Below are 24,562 nucleotides of genomic sequence, written 5' to 3'. Positions count from 1 at the left end.
AAGGCGGTGATGCTCACCACGCGTCGAACACGTCGGCGGCAATGCCGAAGCCCGTGCTCGCGCCGCTGCCGCTGGTGACCAGCACCACGCGCGTGGCGTCGTCGGGCGCGTCGATCACGCAGGGCGTGGTTTTCGACGACGGGTACACGCCGGTCCAGCGTTCGGTGACCTGCGCGGTCTCGAGGTCGAGCGTGCTGCGCAGGTGGCGCAGGATGAGCTGGTCGACCGCCTCGATGGCGAAGGGTTCGGGTGCATCGCCGTAGTGGTGCGAATCGCCGACCACCAGCGAGCCGTCGGCGCTCTGCACGACGATGAGGTGGATGCCGTGGTCGAGCGAGGCGCGCTCTTCCTGCATCAGCCGTTCGCGCAGCGCCGCCGCTTCGGGCAAGCTGCTGTAGCCCTCGTAGCGGACCAGGCTCAGGTCGGTCATGACCGCGCCCGGCAGGCGAAAGCCGGCCTCGGGCTGCACGCGCAGCATCTGCAGGCGGCACAGCGTGAGGTCGTGCGCGGCGATGCGGCCGGCGAAGAGGCCGTGCAACTCGGTGTTGGTGCAGACCACCACGCGCTCGCCGCGCAGGGTGCCGCGCGAGGTGCGCACGCGCGGGGTTTCGACCTCGTGCACGGTCTCGCCGAAGCGGAACACGACGCCGTGCACCTCGGCCAGCCAGCGCGCGAGCAGGCCGACGGCGGTGCGCGATTCGACGCGCAACTCGTGCGGGCTGAACAGCACCGAGCGCGCCTGCGCGAGGTTGAGGCCGGGCGCGCGCTCCTGCGCGTCGGCGGCGTCGATGAGCGCGCAGGCCTCGGCCATCGGCGTGCGCAGGAAGGCTTCGAGCACGGCATGCGCCTCGGGGCGGTAGGCCGCGAGCCAGAGGTGGCGGTGCACGATGTCGATGCCGGCCTGCGGCGCGATGGCCTGCCACACGTCGCGCGAATGCATGGCGCGGCGCCACATGTCGCCCGGCGCCTGGCCGGTGACGGTGATGAAGCCGAAGTTGCGGATCGATGCGCCCAGGCACGCGGCATCGCGCTCGACCACGCACACGCGCAGGCCGCGCTGCGCGGCGGTGTAGGCGTGGGCCAGGCCGACGATGCCGGCGCCGACCACGATCACATCGAAGCTGTCGACGGACATGCTGGGGTTCATCAACGTTGTCTCCAGGCTTGCGTGCGCTTCAGCGCCCAGTGCCCGGCCAGCGCGAACAGCCCGCGGCCGACGGCGGCCGTGAGCATGATGAGCGAGGCCATGGCGGCGGCGGGTGCCACGTCGCCGGCATCGTCCATGTTGAGCACGGCGATGGCGGCCAGCGTGGTCTGCGGCGAATAGAGGAACACGACGGCCGACACGGTGGTCATCGCGTTGACGAAGAAGTAGCCGGCCACGTTGAGCACGGTGGGCAGCGCCACCGGCAGGTGCACGCGCCACAGCGTGCGCCAGAACGGCACGCCCATCGACTCGGACACCAGCTCGTACTCGCGGTCGAGCTGACGCAGCGCGGTGAGCGAGGTGAGGTGCGCCACCGAGAAGAAGTGCGCCACGGTGCAGATCACCAGGATCGCCATGCCGCCGTACAGGCCGTGCAGCGGGTTCGCCGCCGAGTTGAAGAAGAAGATGTAGCCCACGCCGAGCACGAGCCCCGGCACCGCCAGCGGCAGGTTGGCCAGCAGGTTCAGCAGCTCGCGCAGCAGGCCGAAGTGGCGCGGCTTCTCCACGAAGTAGGCCGACACGAAGGTGGCGAGCGCGCCCGCCACGGCCGCGCACAGCGCCAGGCGCAGCGAGTTGCCGTAGCTGCCCCAGCCGCCGCCGTCCATGTTGCTGAAGTCGTAGTTCTTCAGCGAGGGCGTGAGCTTGTAGGGCCAGTAGCTGGCGAGCGAGGCGAACACGGCCATGCCGATCATCACGACGATGGCGATGGCGGTGAGCGTGCAGAACACGAGCAGTGCGCGGTCGCGCGTCTTCACGGGCTCGGGCTGGTAGGGCGTGGCGCGCGCCGACAGCGCAGCGGCCTGCTTGCGGCGCACGCGCCGCTCGACGAGGAACGACAGCACCGCCGGAATCAGCAGCACGAGGCCGACCACCGCGCCCATCTGGAAGTTCTGCTGGCCGACCACCTGCTTGTAGATGTCGGTCGCGAGCACGCCGGTCTGGCCGCCCACGACCTTGGGCACGCCGAAGTCGGTGATGACGAGCACAAACACGACCATCGCGGCCACGATGAGGCCGTAGCGCGACGAGGGCAGCGTGACGGTGCGGAAGATGCGCCAGCGCGAAGCGCCCAGCGTCTGCGCGGCTTCGTACAAACGCCCGTCGGACGTGGCCATGGCGGTGGTGAGGATCAGCAACGCATGCGGCAGCGTCCAGAACACCGAGCCGAGCACGATGCCCAGCGGGCCGTAGATCGACAGGTCGCCCAGCAGCCCCTTGAACAGGCCCTGGTTGCCGAAAAGGTAGATCAGGCTGATGGCCGGCAGCAGCGAAGGCGCCAGCAGCGGCATGAGCGCCACGGCGCGCAGCAGGCCCTTGGCGGGCATGCACGAGAGCGTGAGGCCGTAGGCGTACACGTAGGCGATGGCGGTGCACAGCACGGCGCTGATCACCGCGAGCAGCACGCTGTTGAAGGCCGACTGCACGAGCGCGGGGCTCTCGAGGTAGCGCGCGAAGTTGGTCAGGCCGACGAAGCTGCCTGCGCGGTCGTAGAAGCTCTGGCCGACGAGCGCGCCGACGGGGAGCGCGACGATCACGACGAGCAGCAGCACGACGAGCAGCACGGCGGCGCCGGTGAGCCAGCGTTCGCGGTCGAAGTGATTCGAGCGCGGGATGGCGATCGGGGCGAGGGCTTCGGAAGGGGTGCTCATGTTGTTGTTCTTTTGGTGTCGTTGTTCAGGGCGTGTGCACAGGCCACCGGGTACTTCCCTCCGCGAATGTCCCCCGGGCTTCGCCCTCCTCCTTGATTTCGCTGCGGGAAGCACCCGGTGTCCTGCGCATGATGGGCGCGGTCGTTGTGCTGTTCGATCAACAGCCGCACTGCCCAACGCTCACGCCGATGGGGTGCCTTGCGCAGCGAAATCAAGGAGGAGGCCGCAGGCCGGGGGACATTCGCGGAGCAAGGTACCCCGTCGGCGGGAGCGCGCCCTGAAGGACTGCGCTCCCAACGACAAGGCACCGACAAGCCCGATGTCATTTCATTGCGCCAGGACCGACAGCGCGTTCAAGGGAAGCTGGATGTGCACCATGCTGCTGGGCACCAGCGGCTCTTCGCCGCCGCTGCGTGCATCGGCGGGCAGTTCGGCCTCGATCTCGATGCCCAGCGGCTCGCAGGCCAGGCGGGCCGAGGTGCGGTTGCCGAAGAACTCGGTGTCGAGCAGGCGCGCGGCGAAGCTGTTGGTGCCGAGTTCGGAGCCGAAGCGCTTCACCACCACATGCTCGGGACGGATGCCCACGGTGGCCTGCGAACCGACGCTGAGGCTGCCGGGCGCGCAGAACAGTTCGCTGTCGCGCACGCGCACCTTGCCGTCGGCCAGCACGGTGGCGGGCAGCATGTTCATGCGGCCCACGAAACCCGCCACGAAGCGGGTGCGCGGCTTGCGGTACAGCTCGTCGGGCGTGCCGGCCTGCTCGATGCGGCCGTTGTGCATCAGCACCACGCGGTCGGCCATCGAGAGGGCTTCTTCCTGGTCGTGCGTGACCATGATGGTGACGATGCCCAGGCGCTTTTGCAGCGCGCGGATCTCGCTGCGCAGCGTGGCGCGCACCTGTGCGTCGAGCGCGGAGAGCGGCTCGTCGAGCAGCAGCAGGCGCGGGTTGGGCGCCAGGGCGCGCGCCAGCGCGATGCGCTGCTGCTGGCCGCCCGAGAGCTGCACGGGGTACTTGTCGGCATGCGCGGTGAGGCCGACGAGGTCGAGCATTTCGCGCGAGCGCTTGGCCATCTCGCGTGCCAGGGCGCCCGTGGGGTGCAGGCCGTAGGCGATGTTCTGCGCCGCCGTGAGGTTGGGGAACAGCGCGTACGACTGGAACACCACGCCGAAGCCGCGCGCCGCGGGCGGCAGGCCCGCGATGTCCTGACCGCCGAGCAGGATCTGCCCGCTGTCGGCGCGCTCGATGCCGCACACGATGCGCAGCAGCGTGGTCTTGCCGCAGCCCGAAGGACCGAGCAGGCAGACGAACTCGCCGGGCTCGATGTCCAGGTCGATGCCGTCGAGCACGCGCGTGGCGCCAAAGGACTTGCCGATGCCGCGAAGGGAAAGAAAGCTGGTCATATTCAATAGCCCCAGTCGAGAAACACCGCGGAACCGGCTTTGCCGGGCCGCTGGTGTTGCCCCCGGTGAGGGGGTTGGCGTAGCGACACGAAGTGCGCGAAGACTGGGGGAGAGCCCATTACATCGGCTTCTTTTCAGCCTTGGCGTCGTAGCGCTTCGACCATTCCGTCAGGATGCGGTCGCGGTTGGCGGCAGCCCAGTTGAAGTCGTTCTTGGCCAGCAGCTTCTCGACGTCGCCCGGCACGAACTCCAGCTTTTCCTGGATGCCCGGCAGCGCGAGCACGGCGAAGTTCTTCGCGTACAGCTCGTTGGCCTGCTTCGTCACGGCCCAGTCGGCCAGGGCCTTGGCGGCGTCCTGCTTCTTGCTGGTCTTCATGATGCCGGTGGCTTCCATGTCCCAGCCCAGGCCTTCCTTGGGCAGCACGATGTCGATGGGGGCGCCGTCGCGCTTGGTCTTGTTGGCGCGGTATTCGAACGACATGCCCAGCGCGAACTCGCCGGCGCCGGCCTGGCGGCAGGGCTTGCTGCCCGACAGGCTGTACACGCCGATGTTCTGGTGCAGCGCGTCCATGTACTTCCAGGCCTTGTCCTCGCCCATCATCTGGATCCAGCCCGACACCATGAGGTAGCCGGTGCCCGAGGCGGCCGGGTTGGGCATGGTGATCTGGCCCTTGTAGACCGGGTTTGTCAGGTCGGCCCAGCTGGTGGGCTTGGGCAGGTTCTTCTTCGTGGCTTCGGCGGTGTTGAAGCAGATGGCCGACGACCACACGTCCATGCCGACCCACTTGGGCGGGTTGGCCGTGTCGCGCATGGTGGGCTTGATGGCGTCCAGGCCCTTGGGGGCGTAGGGCTGGAGCATGCCTTCCTTGTCCAGCAGCATCAGCGAGGTGGCGGCCAGGCCCCACACCACGTCGGCCTGCGGGTTGGCCTTTTCGGCCAGCAGCTTGGCGGTGACGATGCCGGTGGAGTCGCGCACGAACTTCAGTTCGATGGCCGGGTTCTCCTTTTCGAAGGCGGCCTTGTAAGCCTGCACCTGGTCGGCTTCGAGCGCGGTGTAGACCAGCAGCTCGGTGCGGCCTTGGGCCGAGGCGGCGAAAGCCAGCGAGAACAAGGCGGCGGGCACGGCGGCCCACATCAGACGACGATGCAGCATGGGAGATTCCCTCGAGGTAAGAACAGGCGGTGTACGCAAAAAGAAAACACGGCCAGGGCCGTGAACGCAGCGATGCTCGCAGCGCTATGTGACAAAGGTTTGTCACACGGCCGTACCCGCGCCGCGGCGTTTGCACTTTCGTCACACGGTTGTCATCGAGCGACGCGAGCCTGTACAGGCTGTCGCACACCGTTCTTTTGCAATCCCATGACACTCGACCTCGCCGAGATCGCTCGCCTGTTCGCCGAACGCGGCGGCCTGGCGTACGCGGGCGAGCCGGTGTCGCAGCTCGAACACGCGTTGCAATGCGCCTGGCTGGCCGAACAGGCCGGCGCCGGCGACACGCTCGTGACGGCCGCATTGCTGCACGACCTGGGGCACCTGCTGATCGCCGAGCACCAGACGCTGTCGCGCTCGCCCACCGAACTGGGCATTGACGACCGCCACCAGTACATCGCGCTGCCGCTGCTGCGCGGCGCCTTCGACGTGGCGGTGCGCGAGCCGATCCGGCTGCACGTGGACGCCAAGCGCTACCTGTGCGCGACGCGGCCAGGCTACGTGTCGAAGCTCTCGCCCGATTCGGTGCGCAGCCTGGCGCTGCAGGGCGGCGTGATGGACGATGACGCGGCGCAGCGCTTTGCGGGCCTGCCGTGGTCGGGCGACGCGGTGCGGCTTCGGCTGTGGGACGAGGCCGCCAAGGCCGAGGGGCTGCGAACGCCGCCGCTGGCGCATTTCCTGGCGACGGCGGCGCGCGTGATGCTGCGCTGAGGGCCGGCGCATCGCTCCGGGCGGAAGGAGCCGCCTTCAGCCCCGCTTAAGACGCACTTGTCTACGATGGGCGCCTCACGAGGTCCGGCGCATCGGCGCCTGCGAGGAAATCCGCATGTCATCTGCTCCATCCCCCACTGTCGCGGCGCGTGTCAGCACGTTCGTCCAGGTCGTGCGCCGCGTGCTGCGGCTCGCGGCGCCCTACTTCAACTCGGACGAGGAGAAATGGCGGGCGCGCCTCATGTTCGCGGGCATCGTGGCGCTGAACCTGGCGTACGTGTACGCGCTGGTGCTCTTCAATCAGTGGTACGGCCGCTTCTACGATGCGTTGCAGAACAAGGACGCGGTGGTCTTCTGGCGCGAAATCCGCGTGTTCGCCGTGCTGGCCTTCTTCAACATCGCGATCCAGGTGGCGAAGTTCTACGTGACGCAGATGCTCCAGTTGCGCTGGCGCGCCTGGATGACCCGGAACTACCTCGACCGCTGGATGGCCGACCGGACCTTCTATCACCTGGAGCTGGCGCGCTACGCCCAGGCCGACGGCGTCACGCCCGACAACCCCGACCAGCGCATCCAGGAGGACATGCAGATGTTCACCAATGCCACGATGGTGCTGTCGATGGATTTGCTGAACGCGGTGGTCACGCTGCTGAGCTTCATCGGCATCCTGTGGGGCCTGTCGGGCACCTTCGACCTGTCGCTGGGCGGCAGCACCTACCAGGTCGCCGGCTCGATGGTGTGGCTGGCGCTGGTCTACTGCGTGGTCGGCACGGTCATCACGCATTTCATCGGCCGGCCGCTGATCGGCCTGAACTTCCGCCAGCAGCGCTTCGAGGCTGACTTCCGCCACCACCTGGTGCGCGTGCGCGAGTACAGCGAAGCGATCGCACTCGACCACGGCGAAACAGTGGAGCGTGGCCAGCTCGACACGCGCTTCGGCGCGGTGCTGCGCAACTACCTGCAGCTGATCAAGAAGCGGAAGAACCTGGTCACCTTCACCGCGATGTTCGGTCAGGCCTCGCTGATCTTCCCGTTCCTCGTGTCAGCGCCGCGCTTCTTCAGCGGCGCCATTCAGCTGGGTGCCCTCATGCAGATTTCCTCGGCCTTCGACAAGGTGCAGGAATCGCTGAGCTGGTTCGTCGAAAACTACGACAAGGTGGCCGTCTGGCGCGCCACCACCGACCGCCTGATCAGCTTCGACGACGCGATGCGCGCCCACGCCGCACGCGAAGACGGCCTGCAGCGCGAAGAAGGCGCCACCACGCTGGGCACCAGCGACCTCACGCTCGCGCTGCCCAACGGCACGCAGCTGCTGGCCGGTGCCGCGCTGGCGGTGCGCCCCGGCGACAGCGTGCTGCTGCAGGGCCCCTCGGGCAGCGGCAAGTCGACGCTGTTCCGCGCCTTTGCGGGCATCTGGCCGTTTGCGCGCGGCAAGGTGCAGGCCCCGGCCGACGCGGTCTTCATGCCGCAGCGCCCCTACCTGCCCGACGGCAAGCTGCGCGAGGCGCTGACCTACCCGCACCCGGCCTCCGGCTTCAGCGACGACCAGCTGCGCCAGGCCCTGGCCGATGCGCTGCTGCCCGACCTGGTGGACCGGCTCGACGACAGCGACGCCTGGAGTCAGAAGCTCTCGGGCGGCGAGCAGCAGCGGCTGGCCATCGCGCGGGTGCTGCTGAAGAAGCCGGCGTGGCTCTTCGCCGACGAAGTGACCAGCGCGCTCGATGCGCCGGCCGAAGCCGTGCTCTACCAGCGGCTGGCCGACACGGTGCGCGCGGGCGGCGGTGCGATGGTGTCGATCGCGCACCGTCCGGCGGTGGGCGATTTCCACGGCCAGCGGTGGACGCTGGTGCCGCAGGACGAAAGCGCAGCCGGCGGCGCGCGCTACCGGCTCGATACCTCTACAGCGGCTCAGGCCGCAGCGACGTAACGCTCCCAGCCCTTCTTGCGCAGATCGCAGGCCGGGCACTCGCCGCAGCCGTAGCCCCAGGCCTGGCGGTGCTCGCGGTCGCCGAGGTAGCAGGTGTGGGTTTCTTCCACGATCAGGTCGACCAGCGGCTGGCCGCCCAGGCGGTGGGCCAGCGCCCAGGTCTCGGCCTTGTCGATCCACATGAGCGGCGTCTCGATCACGAGGCGACGCTCCAGGCCGAGCGACAGCGCCAGCTGCATGGCCTTCATGGTGTCGTCGCGGCAGTCGGGGTAGCCCGAGAAGTCGGTTTCGCACACGCCGGTGACGATCACCTGCAGCCCGCGCCGGTAGGCCAGCGCGCCCGCCAGCGTGAGGAACAGCAGGTTGCGCCCGGGCACGAAGGTGTTGGGCAGGCCGTCGGCCTGCATGGCGAAGGCGACTTCTTCGGTGAGCGACGAGCCGCCGAGCTGCGCCAGCGCGGCCAGCGTGAGCACGTGGTCTTCGCCCAGGCGCGGCGCCCATTCGGGAAAGCGCTCGCGCATCTTGGCGAGCACGGTGCCGCGCACGTCGAGTTCGACGCGGTGGCGCTGGCCGTAGTCGAAGCCCAGGGTTTCGACCCGCTGGTACTTGGACAGGGCCTCGGCCAGGCAGGTGGCCGAGTCCTGGCCGCCGGAGAAGAGAACGAGGGCGGTGGTGTGCAGGGGCATGTCCGTCAACGGCGGGGCCGTTGTAGTGCAAATGCGCGATTTTCGCAGCCGATCGGTGCTGCGGGCCGCCCTGTTCTGCGGCGCTTCTAGAGAAAGCGCTCCAGCAGCTTGCGCGAAGCGCGATCCAGCGCCTTCGCATCGGGAATGCGGAACTGCACGCCGTGCGCGCTCGCGATCAGCAGCGCGCCGCCTTCGAGACGGCGGATGTCTTCCTCGGCCTTGAGCACGAAGCTGGTGTCGCCGCGGTCGGTGCTCACGGTCCAGGTGCTGGGCACGCCGAAGCTGGACACGCCGTGCAGCTTCAGCAAGGTGGGCGCGAAGTCGCGCACCGCGAGCTCTTCGGTCAGCAGCGCCTGGGTGGGCGCGGGCAGCTGGTCGACGCGGTCGACCCACACGAGTTCGCGGCCTTCGCTGCCGACGAGCGACACGCCCTCGTTGGGCGCGCTGAGCGGAAAGGCGCGCACGGGTGTCACGCCCACATGGTGCTCGCCCTGTGCGTCGGTCAGCACGAGGCGCCCGAACGTGTCGCGTGCGAGTTCAAAGCTCATGTTGTTGGTGTTGGTGCTCATCACACGTCCCCTGCCGGATGGGCGGCGTGGCTCACGGCCAGCGGCGCCTGGGCGTTGGCGCGCTCGTCGGCGGCGCCTTCGCTCACATCGTCTTCGTCGCCCTGGCGCAGCTGCGCCTGGTAGAGGCGCCAGTAGGCGCCCTGCTTGGCCATGAGCGCGTCGTGCGGCCCGACCTCGACCACCTCGCCGCGGTCCATGACCACGAGGCGGTCGGCCTTGCGCAGCGTGGACAAACGGTGGGCGATGGCGATGGTGGTGCGACCCTGCACGAGGTTGTCGAGCGCCTTCTGGATTTCCTTTTCGGTCTCGGTGTCGACGGCCGAGGTGGCCTCGTCGAGGATCAGGATGCGCGGGTCGATCAGCAGCGCCCGCGCGATGCTGATGCGCTGGCGCTCGCCGCCCGACAGGCCCTGGCCGCGCTCGCCCACCAGCGAGTCGTAGCCGTGCGGCAGGCGCAGGATGAAGTCGTGCGCGTGGGCCGCGCGGGCGGCGGCCACCACCTCTTCGCGCGTGGCGTCGGGCTTGCCGTAGGCGATGTTCTGCGCGATGGTGCCGAAGAACAGGAACGGCTCCTGCAGCACCAGCCCGACGTGGCGGCGGTAGTCGGCCACGGCGAAGCGGCGGATGTCGGTGCCGTCGACCTTGATGGCGCCGTCGGTCACGTCGTAGAAGCGGCAGATCAGGTTGACCAGCGTGCTCTTGCCCGAGCCGCTGTGGCCCACGAGGCCGATCATTTCGCCCGGCTCGATGGTCAGGTCGAGGTCGTGGATCACGGCGCGCGAGCCGTAGCGGAAGCCGAGGCCGCTCATCTCGATGCGGCCCTGCACGCGCTCCACCTTCACGGGGTTGGCCGGCTCGGGCACGTTGCTCACGTGGTCGAGGATGTCGAAGATGCGCTTGGCGCCGGCCGCGGCCTTCTGCGTGACGGAGACGATGCGGCTCATCGAGTCGAGCCGCGTGTAGAAGCGGCCGATGTAGGCGATGAAGGCGGTGAGCACACCCACGGTGATGCTGCCGCGCGCCACCTGCCAGATGCCGAAGGCCCAGACCACGAGCAGGCCGATTTCGGTGAGCAGCGACACGGTCGGCGTGAACAGCGACCAGGTGCGGTTGAGCTTGTCGTTGACCTGCAGGTTGTAGGCGTTGGCGACGCGGAAGCGCTCGGCCTCGCGGCGCTCCTGCGCGAAGGCCTTCACCACGCGGATGCCGGGGATGGTGTCGGCCAGCACGTTGGTCACTTCGGACCAGACGCGGTCGATCTTCTCGAAGCCGGTGCGCAGGCGGTCGCGCACGACGTGGATCATCCAGGCGATGAAGGGCAGCGGCACCAGCGTGACCACGGCCAGCAGCGGGTTGATCGAGATCAGGATGGCCGCCGTCATGACGATCATCAGCACGTCGTTGGCGAAATCGAGCGCGTGCAGCGACAGGAAGACGTTGATGCGGTCGGTTTCCGAGCCGATGCGCGCCATGAGGTCGCCGGTGCGCTTGCCGCCGAAGTAGTCCAGCGGCAGGGTCAGCAGGTGTTCGTAGGTGGTGGTGCGCAGGTCGGCGCCGATGCGTTCCGAGACCAGCGCCAGCAGGTAGGTGCGCGCCCAGCCCAGCCCCCAGCCGACCAGCGCCGCGATCAGCAGGCCACCCAGGTAGAGGCCGACCCGCCCGGAATCGATCTTCTGCCCGTTCTGGAACGGGATCAGGATGTCGTCCATCAGCGGGATGGTCAGGTACGGCGGCACCAGCGTGGCGGCGGTGGAGATCAGGGTCAGGACAAACCCGAGGATCAGTTGCTTGCGGTACGGCCCGGCGAAGCGGCCCAGGCGCAGCAGCACCCAGGTCGAGGGCGGGGTCTGGAGCTCGGTGTCGGTGCCGTCGACGTCGAGAAGTTCGGGCACCTCTTCTGTCGCCTTCGCGACAGCGGGCGCGGCGCGCTGGCCGAACAGCTTGAGCAGCTTCAGCGCCGCCGGCTGGCCGGCCAGGGTGTAGCGCCAGCGGGCGAGCTGTCCGGCGGGGCCGATGAGGTCGAGGGTTCCGACGCCTGCGTGGTCGGAAAGACGCATTTCCAAGGCTTGATCGGTGAGTGGCCACTCACGCCACTCGCCGCCGGGTTCCAGGGCGATGAGCCGCTGATCGGTCAGGGCGACGAGGCCGGTGGCGAAGCGAAGTTGGTCGTCGAGGTCAACCGCAAGTGTTACCGAAACGTTTTCAGCGCCTGCGAGTCGGCTTTTCAGCACGCCTGAGACCGCCTCCGTTTCGCCCGCCTGGGCGCCGACTGGATCGTGATGTTGCATTGTGTTTATTTGACTCTTGCCCGTCGCGGGCCGCTGGGACCGCGTCATGGCGTCCTTGGTCGGGCGCCGATTCTGACCGATCGCCATGGGTGCGCTTGAAGGCGCCGTGGTGCTCGGCCAAAGCACATCGAACGTTTGCATGACCCGTTTCGACGACATCCAATTGCTGCGCATCAACTATTTGCGCGGTCCCAACCTCTGGACCTACCGTCCGGTGCTCGAAGTCTGGCTCGACCTGGGTCAACTGGAAGACTTCCCCTCCAACAAGATCGACGGTTTCACCGACCGGCTGACCACCCTGCTGCCGGCGCTCATCGAGCACCACTGCGGCGTGGGCGAGCGCGGTGGCTTCATCCAGCGCCTGACCGAAGGCACCTGGTCGGGCCACGTGCTGGAGCACGTCGTGATCGAGCTGCTGAACCTGGCCGGCATGCCGACCGGCTTCGGCCAGACGCGCAGCACCTCGGAGCACGGCGTGTACCGCATGGTGTTCCGCGCGCGTGACGAGCAGGTCGCCCGCGTGGCGCTCACAGAAGGCCACCGCCTGCTGATGGCGGCCATCAACAACGACCCGTTCACCGCCGCCGACGTGCAGACCGCCGTCGAGGCCGTCAAGGCCAAGGTCGAGGACTGCTACCTCGGCCCGAGCACCGCGGCCATCGTGTCCGCCGCCACCGACCGCGGCATTCCGCACATGCGCCTGAACAGCGGCAACCTGGTGCAGCTGGGCTACGGCGCCAACCAGCAGCGCATCTGGACCGCCGAGACCGACTACACCAGCGCCATCGGCGAATCGATCGCCAGCGACAAGGAGCTGACCAAGTCGCTGCTCGCCAGCTGCGGCGTGCCCGTGCCGCACGGCCAGGTGGTCGAGTCGCCCGAAGAAGCCTGGGAAGCCGCCGAGGACATCGGCCTGCCCGTGGTCGTGAAGCCGTCGGACGCCAACCATGGCCGCGGCGTGTCGCTCGAGCTGACCACGCGCGAGGAAGTCATGGCCGCCTTCGCGGTCGCCGAGCCCGAAGGCAGCGACGTGATGGTCGAGCGCTTCATCCGCGGCCACGAACACCGCCTGCTGGTGGTGGGCGGCGAGGTGGTGGCGGCCGCGCGCGGCGAGATCATCACCGTGACCGGCGACGGCACCAGCACCGTGGCCGGGCTGATCGACAAGCAGCTCAACAGCGACCCGCGCCGCGGCGCCGAAGAAGAATTCCCGCTCGACGTGATCGTGCTGGCCACCGACGCCAAGCTGCAGTTGGAGCTCAAGCGCCAGGAACTGGACGGCAACTCGGTGCCCGCCGCCGGGCGCGTGGTGACGATCCAGCGCAACGGCAACATGGCCTACGACTGCACCGACCTCGTGCACCCCGAGGTGGCGCACGCCGCCGTGCTCGCCGCCCGCGTGGTCGGCCTGGACATCGCGGGCATCGACATGGTCGCGCAAGATATTTCCAAGCCGCTGGGCCCGCAGGGCGGTGCGATCGTCGAGGTGAACGCCGGCCCCGGCCTGCTGATGCACCTGAAGCCGGCCATCGGCTCGCCGCGCCCCGTGGGCCGCGCCATCTGCGACCACCTGTTCCCGAACGACGCGCCCGGCCGCATCCCCGTGGTGGGCGTGGCCGGTTCGCGCGACACCGCCGTGCTCGCGCGGCTGGTGGCCTGGCTCATCAACCTCGGCGGGCGCCACACCGGCCTGGCCTGCCGCGACGGCCTGTTCCTGGAACGCCGCCGCGTCGACGCACGCGACAGCGCCAACTGGGACGCCGGCCACCGCCTGCTCGTGAACCGCGCCGTCGAGGCCGTGGTGATCGAGAACGGCGCCGAGACCATCCTGCGCGACGGCCTGGCCTACGACCGCTGCGAAGTCGGCATCGTGACCGACCTCGAAGGCTGCGAAGCCCTGGCCGACTACGACATCACCGAGAGCGACCAGATGGTCAAGGTGCTGCGCACCCAGGTCGACGTGGTGCTGGGCGAAGGCACGGCCGTGCTGAACGCCGACGAGCCGCGCATCGCCGCCCTGGCGCCGCTGTGCGATGGCGCCGTCATCCTCTATGCGGCCGACCCGCAGGCCGCCGCGCTCGCCGCGCACCAGGCCGAAGGCGGCAAGGCCGTGCTGGTGCGCCAGGACCGCGTGGTGCTGGCCAACGGCACGAGCGAATCGTTCCTGCCCGGCCTGGGCCGCCTGACCATCTGGCGCGCGACCCACGTCGGCGTGAGCCTCGAAAGCCTGCTGGCCGCCGTGGCCGCCGCCTGGGCCATGGGCATTCCGCTCAACCTGATCGGCGCCGGCGTCGAGGCCTTCGAAGCCGACCTGCAGGCGGCCCTGGCCTCGCTGCAGCTGTCGCAGGCCTCGCCCCTTTCGCCCCAACTACAACTGGCATGACACGATGCGCCGCCCCGCCACCCGCGGGGCCGGCGCCCTGGTCACACCGCAAGATCACCGCAACCGCGCGCCCCGTGCCGTAGCCCCATGAAAGTCACCCGCATCCGCGCCCTGCGCGGCCCCAATCTCTGGAGCCGCCACACCACCATCGAGGCCGTCGTGGCCTGCGAAGGCGACGAGAACGCCGTCGGCAAGCTCGACGGGTTCGAAGCCCGCCTGCGCGCCCGCTTCCCGACCATCGGCGAGCTGCACCCGATGGTGCTCGGCCAGCCGCTGGCGCTGGCCCACGTGCTCGAGAACGCCGCTGTGGCGCTGCAGGCCCAGGCCGGCTGCGCCGTCAACTTCGGCAACACCGCGCCCACGACCGAAGAAGGCGTCTACCAGGTCACCGTGCAGTACACCGAGGAAGACGTGGGCCGCCGCGCCCTCGCGCTGGCCGAAGCGCTGATCCAGGCCGCGCTGGCCGACACCGCCTTCGACGCCGACGCCGCCATCACCGAGCTGCGCGACCTCGACGAGTCGGAACGCCTGGGCCCGAGCACCGGCTCCATTGTCGACGCCGCCGTGGCGCGCGGCATTCCGTACCGCCGCCTCACCAGCGGCAGCCTGGTGCAGTTCGGCTGGGGTTCCAAGCAGCGCCGCATCCAGGCCGCCGAGATCGACAGCACCAGCGGCGTGGCCGAATCGATCGCGCAGGACAAGGAACTCACCAAGCAGCTGCTCAACGCCGCCGGCGTGCCGGTGCCGCTGGGCCGCCCCGTGTCCAGTGCCGACGACGGCTGGGCCGCCGCGGAAGAAATCGGCCTGCCGGTCGTGGTCAAGCCGCAGGACGGCAACCAGGGCAAGGGCGTGACGGTGAACATCACCACGCGCGAGCAGCTGAACTCGGCCTACGACTCGGCCGCCGCGTACGGCGAGGTGATGGTCGAGAAATTCCTGCCCGGCTTCGACTTCCGCCTGCTGGTGGTGGGCGACCGCCTCGTGGCCGCCGCGCGGCGCGACCCGCCGCAGGTGATCGGCGACGGCAGCTCCACCGTGCGCCAGCTGGTCGACACCGTGAACCTCGACCCGCGCCGCGGCGAGGGCCACGCCACCTCGCTCACCAAGATCCGCCTGGACGACATCGCCATCGGCCGACTCGAGTCGCAGGGCCTCACGCCCGAGAGCGTGCCCGAGCTGGGCCAGCGCGTGGTGCTGCGCAACAACGCCAACCTCTCGACCGGCGGCACCGCCACCGACGTCACCGACACCGTGCACCCCGAAGTGGCGGCGCGCGCCGTCGATGCGGCGCAGATGGTCGGCCTGCACATCTGCGGCGTCGACATGGTCTGCGAGAACGTGCTGCGCCCGCTCGAAGAACAGCACGGCGGCGTGGTCGAAGTGAACGCCGCGCCCGGCCTGCGCATGCACATCTCGCCTTCGTTCGGCCGCGGCCGCGCGGTCGGCGAGGCGGTGATGGACACGCTGTTCGCCCCCGGCGACGACGGCCGCATTCCCGTGGTGGCCGTCACCGGCACCAACGGCAAGACCACCACCGCGCGCCTGATCAACCACATCATTGCCTCCAGCGGCCTGCGCACCGGCATGACGAACACCGACGGCGTGTACGTCAACGGCCGCCAGACCGACAGCGGCGACTGCAGCGGCCCCAAGAGCGCGCGCAACGTGCTGATGCACCCCGACGTCGACGCGGCCGTGTTCGAAGTGGCCCGCGGCGGCGTGCTGCGCGAAGGCCTGGGCTTCGACCGCTGCGAGGTGGCCGTGGTCACCAACATCGGCAGCGGCGACCACCTGGGCCTGAACTACATCACCACGGTGGAAGACCTGGCGGTGCTCAAGCGCGTGATCGTGCGCAACGTGGCCGCCGACGGCTACGCGGTGCTCAACGCGGCCGACGTGAACGTCGCCGCCATGGCCGCCGGCTGCCCCGGCAACGTCATCTTCTTCACCGCCGACCGCATGCACCCGGTGATGGCCACGCACCGCGCGCAGGGCAAGCGCACCGTGTACGTCGACCAGGACACGCTGGTGGCCGCCGAAGGCTCGTGGCGCGAACGCATCGCGCTGCGCGACGTGCCCATCACGCGCGGCGGCACCATCGGCTTCCAGGTCGACAACGTGATGGCCTCGGTGGCCGCCGCGTGGGCCGTGGGCCTGGACTGGGACACCATCCGCAGCGGCCTGTCGAGCTTCATGAACGACGCGGCCGGCGTGCCCGGGCGCTTCAACGTCATGGACTACCGCGGCGCCACCGTGATCGCCGACTACGGCCACAACACCGACGCCATGAAGGCGCTGGTGTCGGCGGTGGACACCATGCCCGCCAACAAACGCTCGGTGGTCATCAGCGGCGCGGGCGACCGGCGCGATTCGGACATCCGCGACCAGACCGCGATCCTCGGCCAGGCCTTCGACGACGTGATCCTGTACCAGGACGCGGCGCAGCGCGGCCGGGCCGACGGCGAAGTCATGGCGCTGCTGCGCCAGGGCCTGCAGGGCGCCTCGCGCACGCGCCAGATCGACGAGATCCGCGGCGAGTTCGTCGCCATCGACACGGCGCTGGCGCGGTTGCAGCCGGGCGACCTGTCGCTCATCCTGGTCGACCAGGTCGAAGAGGCGCTGGCCCACCTCGCGCAGCGCATCGCGCAGGGCTGATCCGCCCGCCCCGCAGCGCGGGAGGCCCGCCCTCCTTGCGCTGACGGACGTGTCCCACACGCAGGGGCGCGTCCGGCCCGCTCCACGGCGTGCGGCTTGTCCCACAGCCCGGCCCGGGCGCCCGCCCCACACTGGGGACCGGTCGCGCCCTGCGTGCTTTTGTCTTCCTCATGTCCGCTCGCACGGCGCGCCTTTCCAGGAGCCCCGATGACGACCCATTCCCTCCGTTCCACCGTGTCGACCGCCGCCCTCGTGGCGTTCGGCGGCTTCTTCATGGCCTGTGCGCCGCTGGCCTCGGCCCAGGCGCCCGGCAGCGACGCGCGGATGCAAAAGGAACGCGCCACCTGTGACGGCGTGCAACAGGACCGCGCGGCCTGCCTGCGCGAAGCCGGCGCCGCGCGCCAGGAAGCCGGTCGCCACGGCCTGACCACCCCCGGTGCGGAACGCGAAGACGCCAACGCGCTCGCACGCTGCCGCGAACAACCCGTGGCCGACCGCGCCGATTGCGAAGCGCGCATCCGCGGCGGTGCACGCACCTCCACCGAAGGCAGCGTGATGGGCGGCGGCGTGATCCGCGAAACCGTCACCCCGCTGCCGCCGCAGCCCGTGCAGCCGGTGCGCTGATCGCGCGAGGCCGGCCTTCACCCCGATACGCCAACAAGGAGCACACCATGCCAAACAATGCGCGTTCGATGATCTTTGCCCTGCTCGCACTCAGCGGGCTGGCCACCACCACCATCGCCACGGCCGCCCGTGGCGACGGCGGCGGCAGCACCTACCAGCAGGAGATTGCGGTCTGCGGCCACAACCAGCAGGACCGTGCCGCCTGCATCCGCGAAGCCGGCGCCGCGCGCCAGGCCGCGGCGCGCGGCGGCCTCACCTCCGCGCCCGACTACCGCGCCAACGCCGTGGCCCGCTGCGGCCTGCAGCCGCCGGCCGAGCGTGCCGACTGCGAGGCCCGCGTGCTGGGCAGCGCGGGCAACATCCGCAGCAATGTCGATGGCAGCGTGATGGGTGGCGGCGTGATCCGCGAATCGGTCTCGACCCGCGTCGTGAACATACCGGCCGCAACATTGCCACCGCCGATGGCCGCCCCGATGCCGGCACCGATGCCTGCGGAACCGATGCCGATGCCCATGCCGCGCCCCGTGCCGGTGCAGTGACCCGGTGCGCATCGCCCGGAATGCGCCTCGGTGATAACACCGACGACACGTTCGCGGGCGATGCCCTCGTTTGTCATCAAATCGTCACAAAATACAGGCATGTGCTAGCTATAGTTCCCGGTCCCTGCCAACCGAGGAACACTTTCCCATGAATGCCATCAAGGTCGCTCGCCGATTCATTGAAACGGACCCGGCCAACGAATCGGCCAAGATCCTTGCCCAACTCGTGCTGGCGCTCGAAGCCGAACGCAGCTTCGAGTTGATCACGCTCTACAGCCTCGACTACAAGAGCTTCCAGCTTGCGATGGACATCCTGAAGGAGTGGCGCCTGGACCGCTACTACGCCAGCAAGTCCAAGCTGTTCGATCTCTCGCTGCAAGTCACCGAGCTCGAAGCGGGCAACAGCGCCGCTTCCTGAGCCCGTCCCATGGCGGTCCGGTACCTGGCGTACCCGGGCCCGCCTGTTTCATTTCCCCCAGCGCAACACCAAGGGATCGAGCCGCCGCGCGGTCTCGATGAGGCCCGCGCGCGTCTCGGGATGCAGCGCGGGCAGCGGATGCCGCGGCGCTTCGCAGGCGATCACGCCGCCTTCCTTCATGAGCGCCTTGCAGGCCAGCAGGCCCGCCTGGCGGTTCTCGCAGTTGATGAGCGGCAGCCACCGCTGGTACAGCGCGAAGGCCTGGTCGCGGTCGCCTGAACGGTGCGCCTCGATGATCGGGCGAATGCCGTCGGGATAACCGCCGCCGGTCATCGCACCGGTCGCGCCGGCGTCGAGGTCGGACATCAACGTGATCGCTTCTTCGCCGTCCCACGGCCCTTCGATGGCATCGCCGCCCAAACGGATCAGCTCGCGCAGCTTCGACGCGGCGCCAGCGGTTTCGATCTTGAAGTACGCGACCTGCTCGATCTCTTTCGCCATGCGCGCGAGGAACGGCGCCGACAGCACCGTGCCGCTGGCGGGGGCGTCCTGGATCATGATCGGAATCGTCATCGCATCCGAGAGCCGCGCGTAGAACTCGTAAATCTGCGGCTCGGGCACGCGGAAGGTCGCGCCGTGGTACGGCGGCATCACCATCAGCATCGCCGCGCCCATCGCCTGCGCGCGACGGCTGCGCTCGGCGCAGACCTGGGTGCTGTAGTGCGTGGTCGTCACGATCACCGGCACGCGGCCCTTCACGTGCTCGAGGATCGTGCGCGTGAGCACCTCGCGCTCCTCGTCGGACAGCACGAACTGCTCGGAGAAATTCGCGAGGATGCACAGCCCGTCGGAGCCCGCGTCGATCATGAAATCGACGCAGCGCTTCTGGCTCTCCAGGTCGAGCGCGCCCTGTTCGGTGAAGGTGGTGGGCACCACCGGGAAGATGCCGCGGTATCGGGGGGTCATGGTGTGGGGTCAGTGGGAGTGGCGGGGAACGGCCGAGCCTCTGCAGCCGACCAGGAAATCGAAGTCGCAGCCTTCATCGGCCTGCAGCACATGGTTGACGTAGAGCTTCTGGTAGCCCCCGCCGCGCGTGCTCATCGGCTGCGCATCGGACGCGGACAACGAGGCCAGGCGCGACGCGAGTTCCTCGTCGCTGATGTCCAGGTGCAGCCGCCCCGCATCGCAATCGAGCTCGATCCAGTCGCCGTCGCGCACCGCCGCGAGCGGCCCGCCGTCGGCGGCTTCGGGCGCGACGTGCAGCACCACCGTGCCATACGCCGTGCCGCTCATGCGCGCGTCGGAGATGCGCACCATGTCCTTCACGCCCTGGCGCAACAGCTTCGGCGGCAGGCCCATGTTGCCCACCTCGGCCATGCCGGGGTAGCCCTTGGGGCCGCAGTTCTTCAGCACCATCACGCAGCTCGCGTCGATGTCGAGGTCTTCATCGACGATGCGTGCCTTGTAGTGCTCCAGGTTCTCGAACACCACGGCGCGGCCTCGGTGCTTGAGCAGCTCAGGCGTGGCGGCCGAGGGCTTGAGCACCGCGCCGCGCGGCGACAGGTTGCCGCGCAGGATGCGGATGCCGCCGTCGGCGATCAGCGGGTTGTCGAGCGGACGGATCACCTCGTCATTGAGGCTCGGCGCCTCGCGCACGTTGTCCCAGAGCGACTGGCCGTTCACGGTGAGCGCGCCGGGGTGCGGCAGCAGCCCGTGCTCGCCGAGGCGGCGCAGCACGGCGGGCAGGCCACCCGCGTAATAGAACTCTTCCATGAGGAAGCGCCCCGAGGGCATGAGGTCCACGATGGTCGGCGTGTGGCTGCCGATGCGCGTCCAGTCTTCCAGCTCGAGCTCGACGCCGATGCGCCCCGCGATCGCCTTCAGGTGGATCACCGCATTGGTCGATCCGCCGATGGCTGCGTTCACGCGGATCGCGTTCTCGAAGGCCTCGCGCGTGAGGATCTTCGACAGCGTGAGCCCGTCCTTGGCCATCTGCACCGCGCGCGCGCCCGACATCTGCGCGAGCACATAGCGCCGCGCATCGACCGCCGGAATCGCCGCGTTGTGCGGCAGCGAGGTGCCCAGCGCCTCGGCCATGCAGGCCATGGTGGAGGCCGTGCCCATCGTGTTGCAGGTGCCCGCCGAGCGCGACATGCCGCCCTCGGCCGAGAGGAACTGGTGCAGGTTGATCTCGCCCGCCTTCAGCGATTCGTGCAGCTGCCAGACGGCCGTGCCCGAGCCGATGTCCTTGCCGTCGAGCTTGCCGTTGAGCATCGGCCCGCCCGTGACCACGATGGCCGGGATGTCGCAGCTGGCCGCGCCCATCAGCAGCGCGGGCGTGGTCTTGTCGCAGCCCGTGAGCAGCACCACCGCATCGACCGGGTTGCCGCGAATGGCTTCTTCCACGTCCATGCTCGCGAGGTTGCGCGTGAGCATCGCGGTGGGCCGCAGGTTCGATTCGCCGTTCGAGAACACCGGGAACTCGACCGGGAAGCCGCCCGCCTCCGAGATGCCGCGCTTGACGTGCTCGGCGATCTTGCGGAAGTGCGCGTTGCAGGGCGTGAGTTCCGACCAGGTGTTGCAGATGCCGACGATCGGGCGGCCGTCGAACTCGTGGTCGGGGATGCCCTGGTTCTTCATCCAGCTGCGGTACATGAAGCCGTTCTTGTCGGCGGAGCCGAACCATTCGGTCGAGCGCAGTTTCTTTGTCATGGGGAAGTGGTCAGCGGCGCGGGGCGCGCGAGGTGAAGAAGCGTTGGAGCAGGCAGAACACGAAGAGCAGCGCGCCGACCACGATGCGCGTCCACCACGAGCTCAGCGTGCCGTCGAAGGAAATCAGCGTCTGGATGATCCCGAGCATGAGCACGCCGAAGAGTGTGCCCGCCACGTAGCCCACGCCGCCCGTGAGCAGCGTGCCGCCGATCACCACCGCCGCGATGGCGTCGAGCTCCAGCCCGAGCGCATGCAGGCCGTAGCCCGAGAGCATGTAGAAGGTGAAGATCACCCCCGCCAGCGCCGAGCAGAAACCCGAGAGCGTGTACACGCCCACGAGCGTGCGGCGCACCGGCAGGCCCATGAGCATGGCCGAATGCTCGCTGCCGCCGATGGCGTACACCGCGCGCCCGAACGGCGTGCAGTGCGCGATGAAGATCGCGGCCAGCAGCACGGCGATGGCGATCACCGCGCTGACCGAGACCGAAGCCTCGCCCCAGATCGGAATGCGGATCTGCGAGACCTCCGAATAGAACGCGTTGGTGATGCTGATCGAGTCGATGCTGATGAGGTAACAGAGACCCCGCGCGAGGAACATGCCCGCCAGCGTGACGATGAAGGGCTGCAGCCGGAAGCGCTCGATGAGCAGGCCCATGAACGCGCCGAAGGCCGTGCCCATCGCGAGCACCAGCGGAATCACGATGGCCGGGCTCCACCCGTGCTTCTCGACCAGCGAGGCCGACACCATCGTCGTGAGCGCGATCACCGAGCCCACCGAGAGGTCGATGCCGCCCGAGAGGATCACGAAGGTCATGCCGACCGCGACGACGATCAGGAACGCGTTGTCGATCAGCAGGTTGAGGAACACCTGCGCCGAGAAGAAGCCGTCGTAGAACACCGAGCCCAGCGTGGCCATCAGCACGAACAGCGAGATGGTCGCGGTGAGCGGCAGGTACTTCGGATTGAGCCTTGTCTTGCTCCCGCGCGTAGGCGCGGTCTGGACTGAAGGCGCCGCCTCGATCACCGCGCTCATGCCCTGCCCCCGTCATGCACCGGCCGCTGCACCAACGTGCGAACCTCCGCCCTGAACTCCGGCGACTGCATCAGCATCACCACGAACACCACCACCGCCTTCACCACGAGGTTGATCTCCGGCGGCACGCCCAACGAGTAGATCGCGTAGGTCAGCGTCTGGATGATGAGCGCGCCGATCACGCTGCCCACGAGGCTGAAACGCCCGCCCGTGAGCGCCGTGCCGCCGAGCGTGACGGCGAGGATCGCATCGAGCTCCAGCAGCTGGCCGGCGTTGTTGCCGTCCGCGCTCTTCACGTTCGAGCTGATCAACAGGCCCGCCACGCCCGCGCACACGCCGCAGAACGCATACGCGCCGACGACCAGCCGCCGTGCCTGGATGCCCGCCACGCGCGCGGCCGTCGGGTTGATGCCCACCGCCTGGATGAACAGGCCGAGCGCCGTGCGCGTGATCGCCAGGTACAGCAGCGCGAACACCGCCGCCACGATGAACAGCGAGAACGGCAGCCCCAGCAGGTAGCCGCTGCCGAGGAAGAAGAAGGGCTTGTAGTAGATCGTGATGATCTGCCCGTCCGCGACCAGCTGCGCGATGCCGCGCCCCGCCACCATGAGGATCAGCGTCGCGATGATCGGCTGCATGCCGACCTTGGCGACCAAGAGGCCGTTCCACAGGCCGCACAACAGCGCGACACCGAGCGCCGCGAGGATCGCGAGCGGCATCGGGAAGCGGCTCACGTCGCTGGACACCGAGCCGCCGATCATCCAGGCCGCGACCGATGCTGCAATGGCCACCACCGCACCCACCGAGATGTCGATGCCGCGCGTGGCGATCACCAGCGTCATGCCGAGCGAGACCAGCACCAGCGGCGCCGCGCGGTTCACGATGTCGATGAGACTGCCGTAGAGATGGCCGTCGCGCCATTCGAGGTGCAGGAAGCTCGCGTTGAACGCGGTGTTGATCGCGAGCAGCAACAGCAGCGTGATGACGGGCCAGGCGAGCCGGTGGCTCATGAGGGACGAAAGGCGGTTCATGCTGCAGCGATCATTTCGTAGACCTCGTCCTCGGTCGAGCCGCCCGGCAGTTCGCCCACCTTCTGCCGGTCGCGCAGCACCACGATGCGATGCGCGACACGCACCACCTCGCTCATCTCCGACGAAATGAAGATCACCGCCATGCCAGCGCGCGCGAGCCGCAGGATCTCTTCCATGATCTCCTGCTTGGCAGCCACGTCGATGCCGCGCGTGGGTTCGTCCAGGATCAGCAGGCGCGGCTCGGTCGCGAGCCAGCGCGCGATCATGGCCTTCTGCTGGTTGCCGCCCGAGAGCAGGCCGATGGGGGTTTCGACGCTCGCCGTCTTGATGCCCAGCGAGGCGACGAAGCGCTCGGCCATCGCGGTCTGCTCCGCGTGCGAGAGAAATTTCCGTGTGCCGAGCCTGGCCTGCAGCGCCAGCGCGATGTTCTCGCGCACCGACAGCTCGGCCACGATGCCGTCGGTCTTGCGCTCTTCAGGGCACAGCGCGAGCCCTTCGCGGATCGCATCGGCCGGATTCGAAAAGCTGACGGAGCGGCCGTCGATCTTCAGCACGCCACGGTCGGGCGATTCGAGGCCGAACAGCAGGCGCGCGAGTTCGGTACGGCCCGCGCCGAGCAGGCCGGCGATGCCGACGACCTCGCCGGCACGCACGCGCAGATCGGTGGCCTGCAACTGGCCGGCCTGCCCCAGTCCTTCCGATTGCAGCAACGCGGGCGCTGCTTCATCGAATGCAGGCAGCGCGGCGGGTCGTGCCGACTGCGCAGCCAACTCGCGACCCAGCATCGCCGCGATCAACGCCTGCGGACCAAGCTCTGCAGCCTTCCACTCGCCCACCCAGTTGCCGTTGCGCAGCACGGTGATGCGGTCGGACACCGCGTACATCTGGTTCAGGAAGTGCGTCACGAAAACGATGGCGAGGCCCTCGCCGCGCAGCCGACGCAACACCTCGAACAGCTTCTCGACTTCATCGTCATCGAGGCTCGAGGTCGGCTCGTCAAGGATCAGCACCTTCGACGACACGCCGAGCGCCCGCGCGATCGCCACCATCTGCTGCACCGCGACCGAATAGCTCGACAGGAGCCGCGTCACGTCGATGTCGAGCCCGATGCGGGCGAGCAGCTCAGACGCCCGGCGGTTCACCGACGCCCAGTCGATGCGAAAGCCCTGCAGCGCGCCGCAGCGCGGATAGCGCCCCGCGAACACGTTCTCCGCCACCGAGAGGTTCGGGCACAGGTTCACCTCCTGGTAGACCGTACTGATGCCCAGCTTCTGCGCCTCCAGCGGCGAGGCGGGCCGGATGGCTTCGCCACCCAGGAACATCTCGCCGCCGCTCGATGGCAGCACACCCGTGAGCACCTTGATGAGCGTCGACTTGCCCGCGCCGTTCTGCCCCATCAGCGCATGGATCTCGCCCGGGTAGAGCTTCAGCTGCACGCCGTTGAGCACCGGGATGCCGGCGAACTGCTTGTGGATGCCCCGCAACTCCAGCACGGGGGTGACGCCGCTGTCGGTCATGC

At 68.9% G+C, this 24,562-nt stretch carries 19 protein-coding genes; 7 read left to right on the top strand and 12 right to left on the bottom strand.

From position 1 onward, the window contains the following. Positions 1 to 13 precede the first annotated feature (13 nt). The 4 genes from AC1RL8_RS21750 to AC1RL8_RS21735 form a co-directional block, all read right to left on the bottom strand. Positions 14 to 1,147, bottom strand: a complete 1,134-nt coding sequence (locus tag AC1RL8_RS21750) for a TIGR03364 family FAD-dependent oxidoreductase (RefSeq protein WP_223301286.1) — start codon at positions 1,145 to 1,147, stop codon at positions 14 to 16. Continuing rightward, positions 1,147 to 2,856: a putative 2-aminoethylphosphonate ABC transporter permease subunit gene (locus AC1RL8_RS21745; protein WP_159278489.1), complete on the bottom strand. Its 1,710-nt coding sequence runs from the start codon at positions 2,854 to 2,856 to the stop codon at positions 1,147 to 1,149. Before AC1RL8_RS21745 ends, AC1RL8_RS21750 begins: the two co-directional genes overlap by 1 nt. Positions 2,857 to 3,183: 327 nt before the next feature. Beyond that, positions 3,184 to 4,257: an ABC transporter ATP-binding protein gene (locus AC1RL8_RS21740; RefSeq protein WP_070060031.1), complete on the bottom strand. Its 1,074-nt coding sequence runs from the start codon at positions 4,255 to 4,257 to the stop codon at positions 3,184 to 3,186. A gap of 118 nt (positions 4,258 to 4,375) precedes the next feature. Beyond that, positions 4,376 to 5,410: a putative 2-aminoethylphosphonate ABC transporter substrate-binding protein gene (locus AC1RL8_RS21735; protein WP_095948258.1), complete on the bottom strand. Its 1,035-nt coding sequence runs from the start codon at positions 5,408 to 5,410 to the stop codon at positions 4,376 to 4,378. Between the two features lie 207 nt (positions 5,411 to 5,617). Here AC1RL8_RS21735 and AC1RL8_RS21730 point away from each other — a divergent pair, with 207 nt between their 5' ends. Together AC1RL8_RS21730 and AC1RL8_RS21725 are read left to right on the top strand one after the other, a co-directional pair. Further along, positions 5,618 to 6,178, top strand: a complete 561-nt coding sequence (locus tag AC1RL8_RS21730) for a phosphonate degradation HD-domain oxygenase (protein WP_492686236.1) — start codon at positions 5,618 to 5,620, stop codon at positions 6,176 to 6,178. A 115-nt stretch (positions 6,179 to 6,293) separates the two neighbouring features. After that, entirely contained in the window at positions 6,294 to 8,105 is a 1,812-nt protein-coding gene (locus AC1RL8_RS21725; RefSeq protein WP_492686237.1) for an ABC transporter ATP-binding protein/permease, read from the top strand. Here the strand turns inward: AC1RL8_RS21725 and queC are convergent. The 3 genes from queC to AC1RL8_RS21710 form a co-directional block, all read right to left on the bottom strand. Continuing rightward, on the bottom strand, positions 8,087 to 8,791 hold the full coding sequence (gene queC, locus AC1RL8_RS21720) for a 7-cyano-7-deazaguanine synthase QueC (RefSeq protein ID WP_095743689.1): 705 nt from the start codon (positions 8,789 to 8,791) through the stop codon (positions 8,087 to 8,089). The genes AC1RL8_RS21725 and queC overlap by 19 nt on opposite strands. A gap of 86 nt (positions 8,792 to 8,877) precedes the next feature. Continuing rightward, complete coding sequence (locus AC1RL8_RS21715; protein WP_492686238.1) at positions 8,878 to 9,360, bottom strand: cyanophycin metabolism-associated DUF1854 family protein; 483 nt, start codon at positions 9,358 to 9,360, stop codon at positions 8,878 to 8,880. After that, positions 9,360 to 11,648, bottom strand: a complete 2,289-nt coding sequence (locus AC1RL8_RS21710; protein ID WP_492686239.1) for a cyanophycin metabolism-associated ABC transporter — start codon at positions 11,646 to 11,648, stop codon at positions 9,360 to 9,362. The genes AC1RL8_RS21715 and AC1RL8_RS21710 overlap by 1 nt, the downstream gene beginning before the upstream one ends. Before the next feature lie 139 nt (positions 11,649 to 11,787). On the opposite strand from AC1RL8_RS21710, the gene AC1RL8_RS21705 reads away from it, so the two are divergent. The 5 genes from AC1RL8_RS21705 (at position 11,788) to AC1RL8_RS21685 (ending at position 18,267) form a co-directional block, all read left to right on the top strand. After that, positions 11,788 to 14,031, top strand: coding sequence for a cyanophycin synthetase (locus AC1RL8_RS21705; protein WP_260685188.1), 2,244 nt, complete (start codon positions 11,788 to 11,790; stop codon positions 14,029 to 14,031). An 87-nt stretch (positions 14,032 to 14,118) separates the two neighbouring features. Further along, entirely contained in the window at positions 14,119 to 16,686 is a 2,568-nt protein-coding gene (cphA, locus tag AC1RL8_RS21700) for a cyanophycin synthetase (RefSeq protein WP_492686240.1), read from the top strand. Between the two features lie 207 nt (positions 16,687 to 16,893). Continuing rightward, positions 16,894 to 17,310 carry a hypothetical protein gene (locus AC1RL8_RS21695; RefSeq protein WP_062481303.1) on the top strand — a complete coding sequence of 139 codons (417 nt, stop codon included), beginning with the start codon at positions 16,894 to 16,896 and terminating at the stop codon, positions 17,308 to 17,310. A 47-nt stretch (positions 17,311 to 17,357) separates the two neighbouring features. Then, positions 17,358 to 17,849, top strand: a complete 492-nt coding sequence (locus AC1RL8_RS21690) for a hypothetical protein (RefSeq protein ID WP_095747442.1) — start codon at positions 17,358 to 17,360, stop codon at positions 17,847 to 17,849. Positions 17,850 to 17,997: 148 nt separating this feature from the next. Further along, positions 17,998 to 18,267, top strand: a complete 270-nt coding sequence (locus AC1RL8_RS21685) for a hypothetical protein (RefSeq protein ID WP_062480564.1) — start codon at positions 17,998 to 18,000, stop codon at positions 18,265 to 18,267. Between the two features lie 48 nt (positions 18,268 to 18,315). Here AC1RL8_RS21685 and AC1RL8_RS21680 read toward each other — a convergent pair whose 3' ends face one another. The 5 genes from AC1RL8_RS21680 to AC1RL8_RS21660 are packed head-to-tail and all read right to left on the bottom strand — an operon-like array spanning position 18,316 to position 24,560. Further along, the gene (locus AC1RL8_RS21680) at positions 18,316 to 19,233 is read right to left on the bottom strand and encodes a dihydrodipicolinate synthase family protein (protein WP_492686241.1); all 918 of its coding nucleotides are present in this window, start codon (positions 19,231 to 19,233) and stop codon (positions 18,316 to 18,318) included. A 9-nt stretch (positions 19,234 to 19,242) separates the two neighbouring features. Further along, on the bottom strand, positions 19,243 to 20,979 hold the full coding sequence (locus tag AC1RL8_RS21675) for an IlvD/Edd family dehydratase (protein WP_487848028.1): 1,737 nt from the start codon (positions 20,977 to 20,979) through the stop codon (positions 19,243 to 19,245). Positions 20,980 to 20,989: 10 nt separating this feature from the next. Continuing rightward, positions 20,990 to 22,012, bottom strand: coding sequence for a galactofuranose ABC transporter, permease protein YjfF (yjfF, locus tag AC1RL8_RS21670; RefSeq protein ID WP_492686242.1), 1,023 nt, complete (start codon positions 22,010 to 22,012; stop codon positions 20,990 to 20,992). Further along, complete coding sequence (locus AC1RL8_RS21665) at positions 22,009 to 23,043, bottom strand: ABC transporter permease (protein ID WP_492686243.1); 1,035 nt, start codon at positions 23,041 to 23,043, stop codon at positions 22,009 to 22,011. The genes yjfF and AC1RL8_RS21665 overlap by 4 nt, the downstream gene beginning before the upstream one ends. After that, a complete protein-coding gene (locus AC1RL8_RS21660; protein WP_492686244.1) occupies positions 23,040 to 24,560 on the bottom strand; it encodes a sugar ABC transporter ATP-binding protein in 1,521 nt (506 codons plus the stop codon). The genes AC1RL8_RS21665 and AC1RL8_RS21660 overlap by 4 nt, the downstream gene beginning before the upstream one ends. Positions 24,561 to 24,562 lie beyond the last annotated feature (2 nt).

Source organism: Variovorax sp. GW822-FHT04E09 (assembly GCF_058800845.1).
Note: the sequence above shows the minus strand (reverse complement) of the source record. Positions and strands in the feature narration are given on the sequence as shown.

What these genes read in the sequence shown, in the direction of transcription:
- AC1RL8_RS21750 (WP_223301286.1), bottom strand. Translation starts at nt 1,147, where the DNA reads ATGAACCCCAGCATGTCCGTCGACAGCTTCGATGTGATCGTGGTCGGC.
- AC1RL8_RS21745 (WP_159278489.1), bottom strand. Translation starts at nt 2,856, where the DNA reads ATGAGCACCCCTTCCGAAGCCCTCGCCCCGATCGCCATCCCGCGCTCG.
- AC1RL8_RS21740 (WP_070060031.1), bottom strand. Translation starts at nt 4,257, where the DNA reads ATGACCAGCTTTCTTTCCCTTCGCGGCATCGGCAAGTCCTTTGGCGCC.
- AC1RL8_RS21735 (WP_095948258.1), bottom strand. Translation starts at nt 5,410, where the DNA reads ATGCTGCATCGTCGTCTGATGTGGGCCGCCGTGCCCGCCGCCTTGTTC.
- AC1RL8_RS21730 (WP_492686236.1), top strand. Translation starts at nt 5,618, where the DNA reads ATGACACTCGACCTCGCCGAGATCGCTCGCCTGTTCGCCGAACGCGGC.
- AC1RL8_RS21725 (WP_492686237.1), top strand. Translation starts at nt 6,294, where the DNA reads ATGTCATCTGCTCCATCCCCCACTGTCGCGGCGCGTGTCAGCACGTTC.
- queC (WP_095743689.1), bottom strand. Translation starts at nt 8,791, where the DNA reads ATGCCCCTGCACACCACCGCCCTCGTTCTCTTCTCCGGCGGCCAGGAC.
- AC1RL8_RS21715 (WP_492686238.1), bottom strand. Translation starts at nt 9,360, where the DNA reads ATGAGCACCAACACCAACAACATGAGCTTTGAACTCGCACGCGACACG.
- AC1RL8_RS21710 (WP_492686239.1), bottom strand. Translation starts at nt 11,648, where the DNA reads ATGCAACATCACGATCCAGTCGGCGCCCAGGCGGGCGAAACGGAGGCG.
- AC1RL8_RS21705 (WP_260685188.1), top strand. Translation starts at nt 11,788, where the DNA reads ATGACCCGTTTCGACGACATCCAATTGCTGCGCATCAACTATTTGCGC.
- cphA (WP_492686240.1), top strand. Translation starts at nt 14,119, where the DNA reads ATGAAAGTCACCCGCATCCGCGCCCTGCGCGGCCCCAATCTCTGGAGC.
- AC1RL8_RS21695 (WP_062481303.1), top strand. Translation starts at nt 16,894, where the DNA reads ATGACGACCCATTCCCTCCGTTCCACCGTGTCGACCGCCGCCCTCGTG.
- AC1RL8_RS21690 (WP_095747442.1), top strand. Translation starts at nt 17,358, where the DNA reads ATGCCAAACAATGCGCGTTCGATGATCTTTGCCCTGCTCGCACTCAGC.
- AC1RL8_RS21685 (WP_062480564.1), top strand. Translation starts at nt 17,998, where the DNA reads ATGAATGCCATCAAGGTCGCTCGCCGATTCATTGAAACGGACCCGGCC.
- AC1RL8_RS21680 (WP_492686241.1), bottom strand. Translation starts at nt 19,233, where the DNA reads ATGACCCCCCGATACCGCGGCATCTTCCCGGTGGTGCCCACCACCTTC.
- AC1RL8_RS21675 (WP_487848028.1), bottom strand. Translation starts at nt 20,979, where the DNA reads ATGACAAAGAAACTGCGCTCGACCGAATGGTTCGGCTCCGCCGACAAG.
- yjfF (WP_492686242.1), bottom strand. Translation starts at nt 22,012, where the DNA reads ATGAGCGCGGTGATCGAGGCGGCGCCTTCAGTCCAGACCGCGCCTACG.
- AC1RL8_RS21665 (WP_492686243.1), bottom strand. Translation starts at nt 23,043, where the DNA reads ATGAACCGCCTTTCGTCCCTCATGAGCCACCGGCTCGCCTGGCCCGTC.
- AC1RL8_RS21660 (WP_492686244.1), bottom strand. Translation starts at nt 24,560, where the DNA reads ATGACCGACAGCGGCGTCACCCCCGTGCTGGAGTTGCGGGGCATCCAC.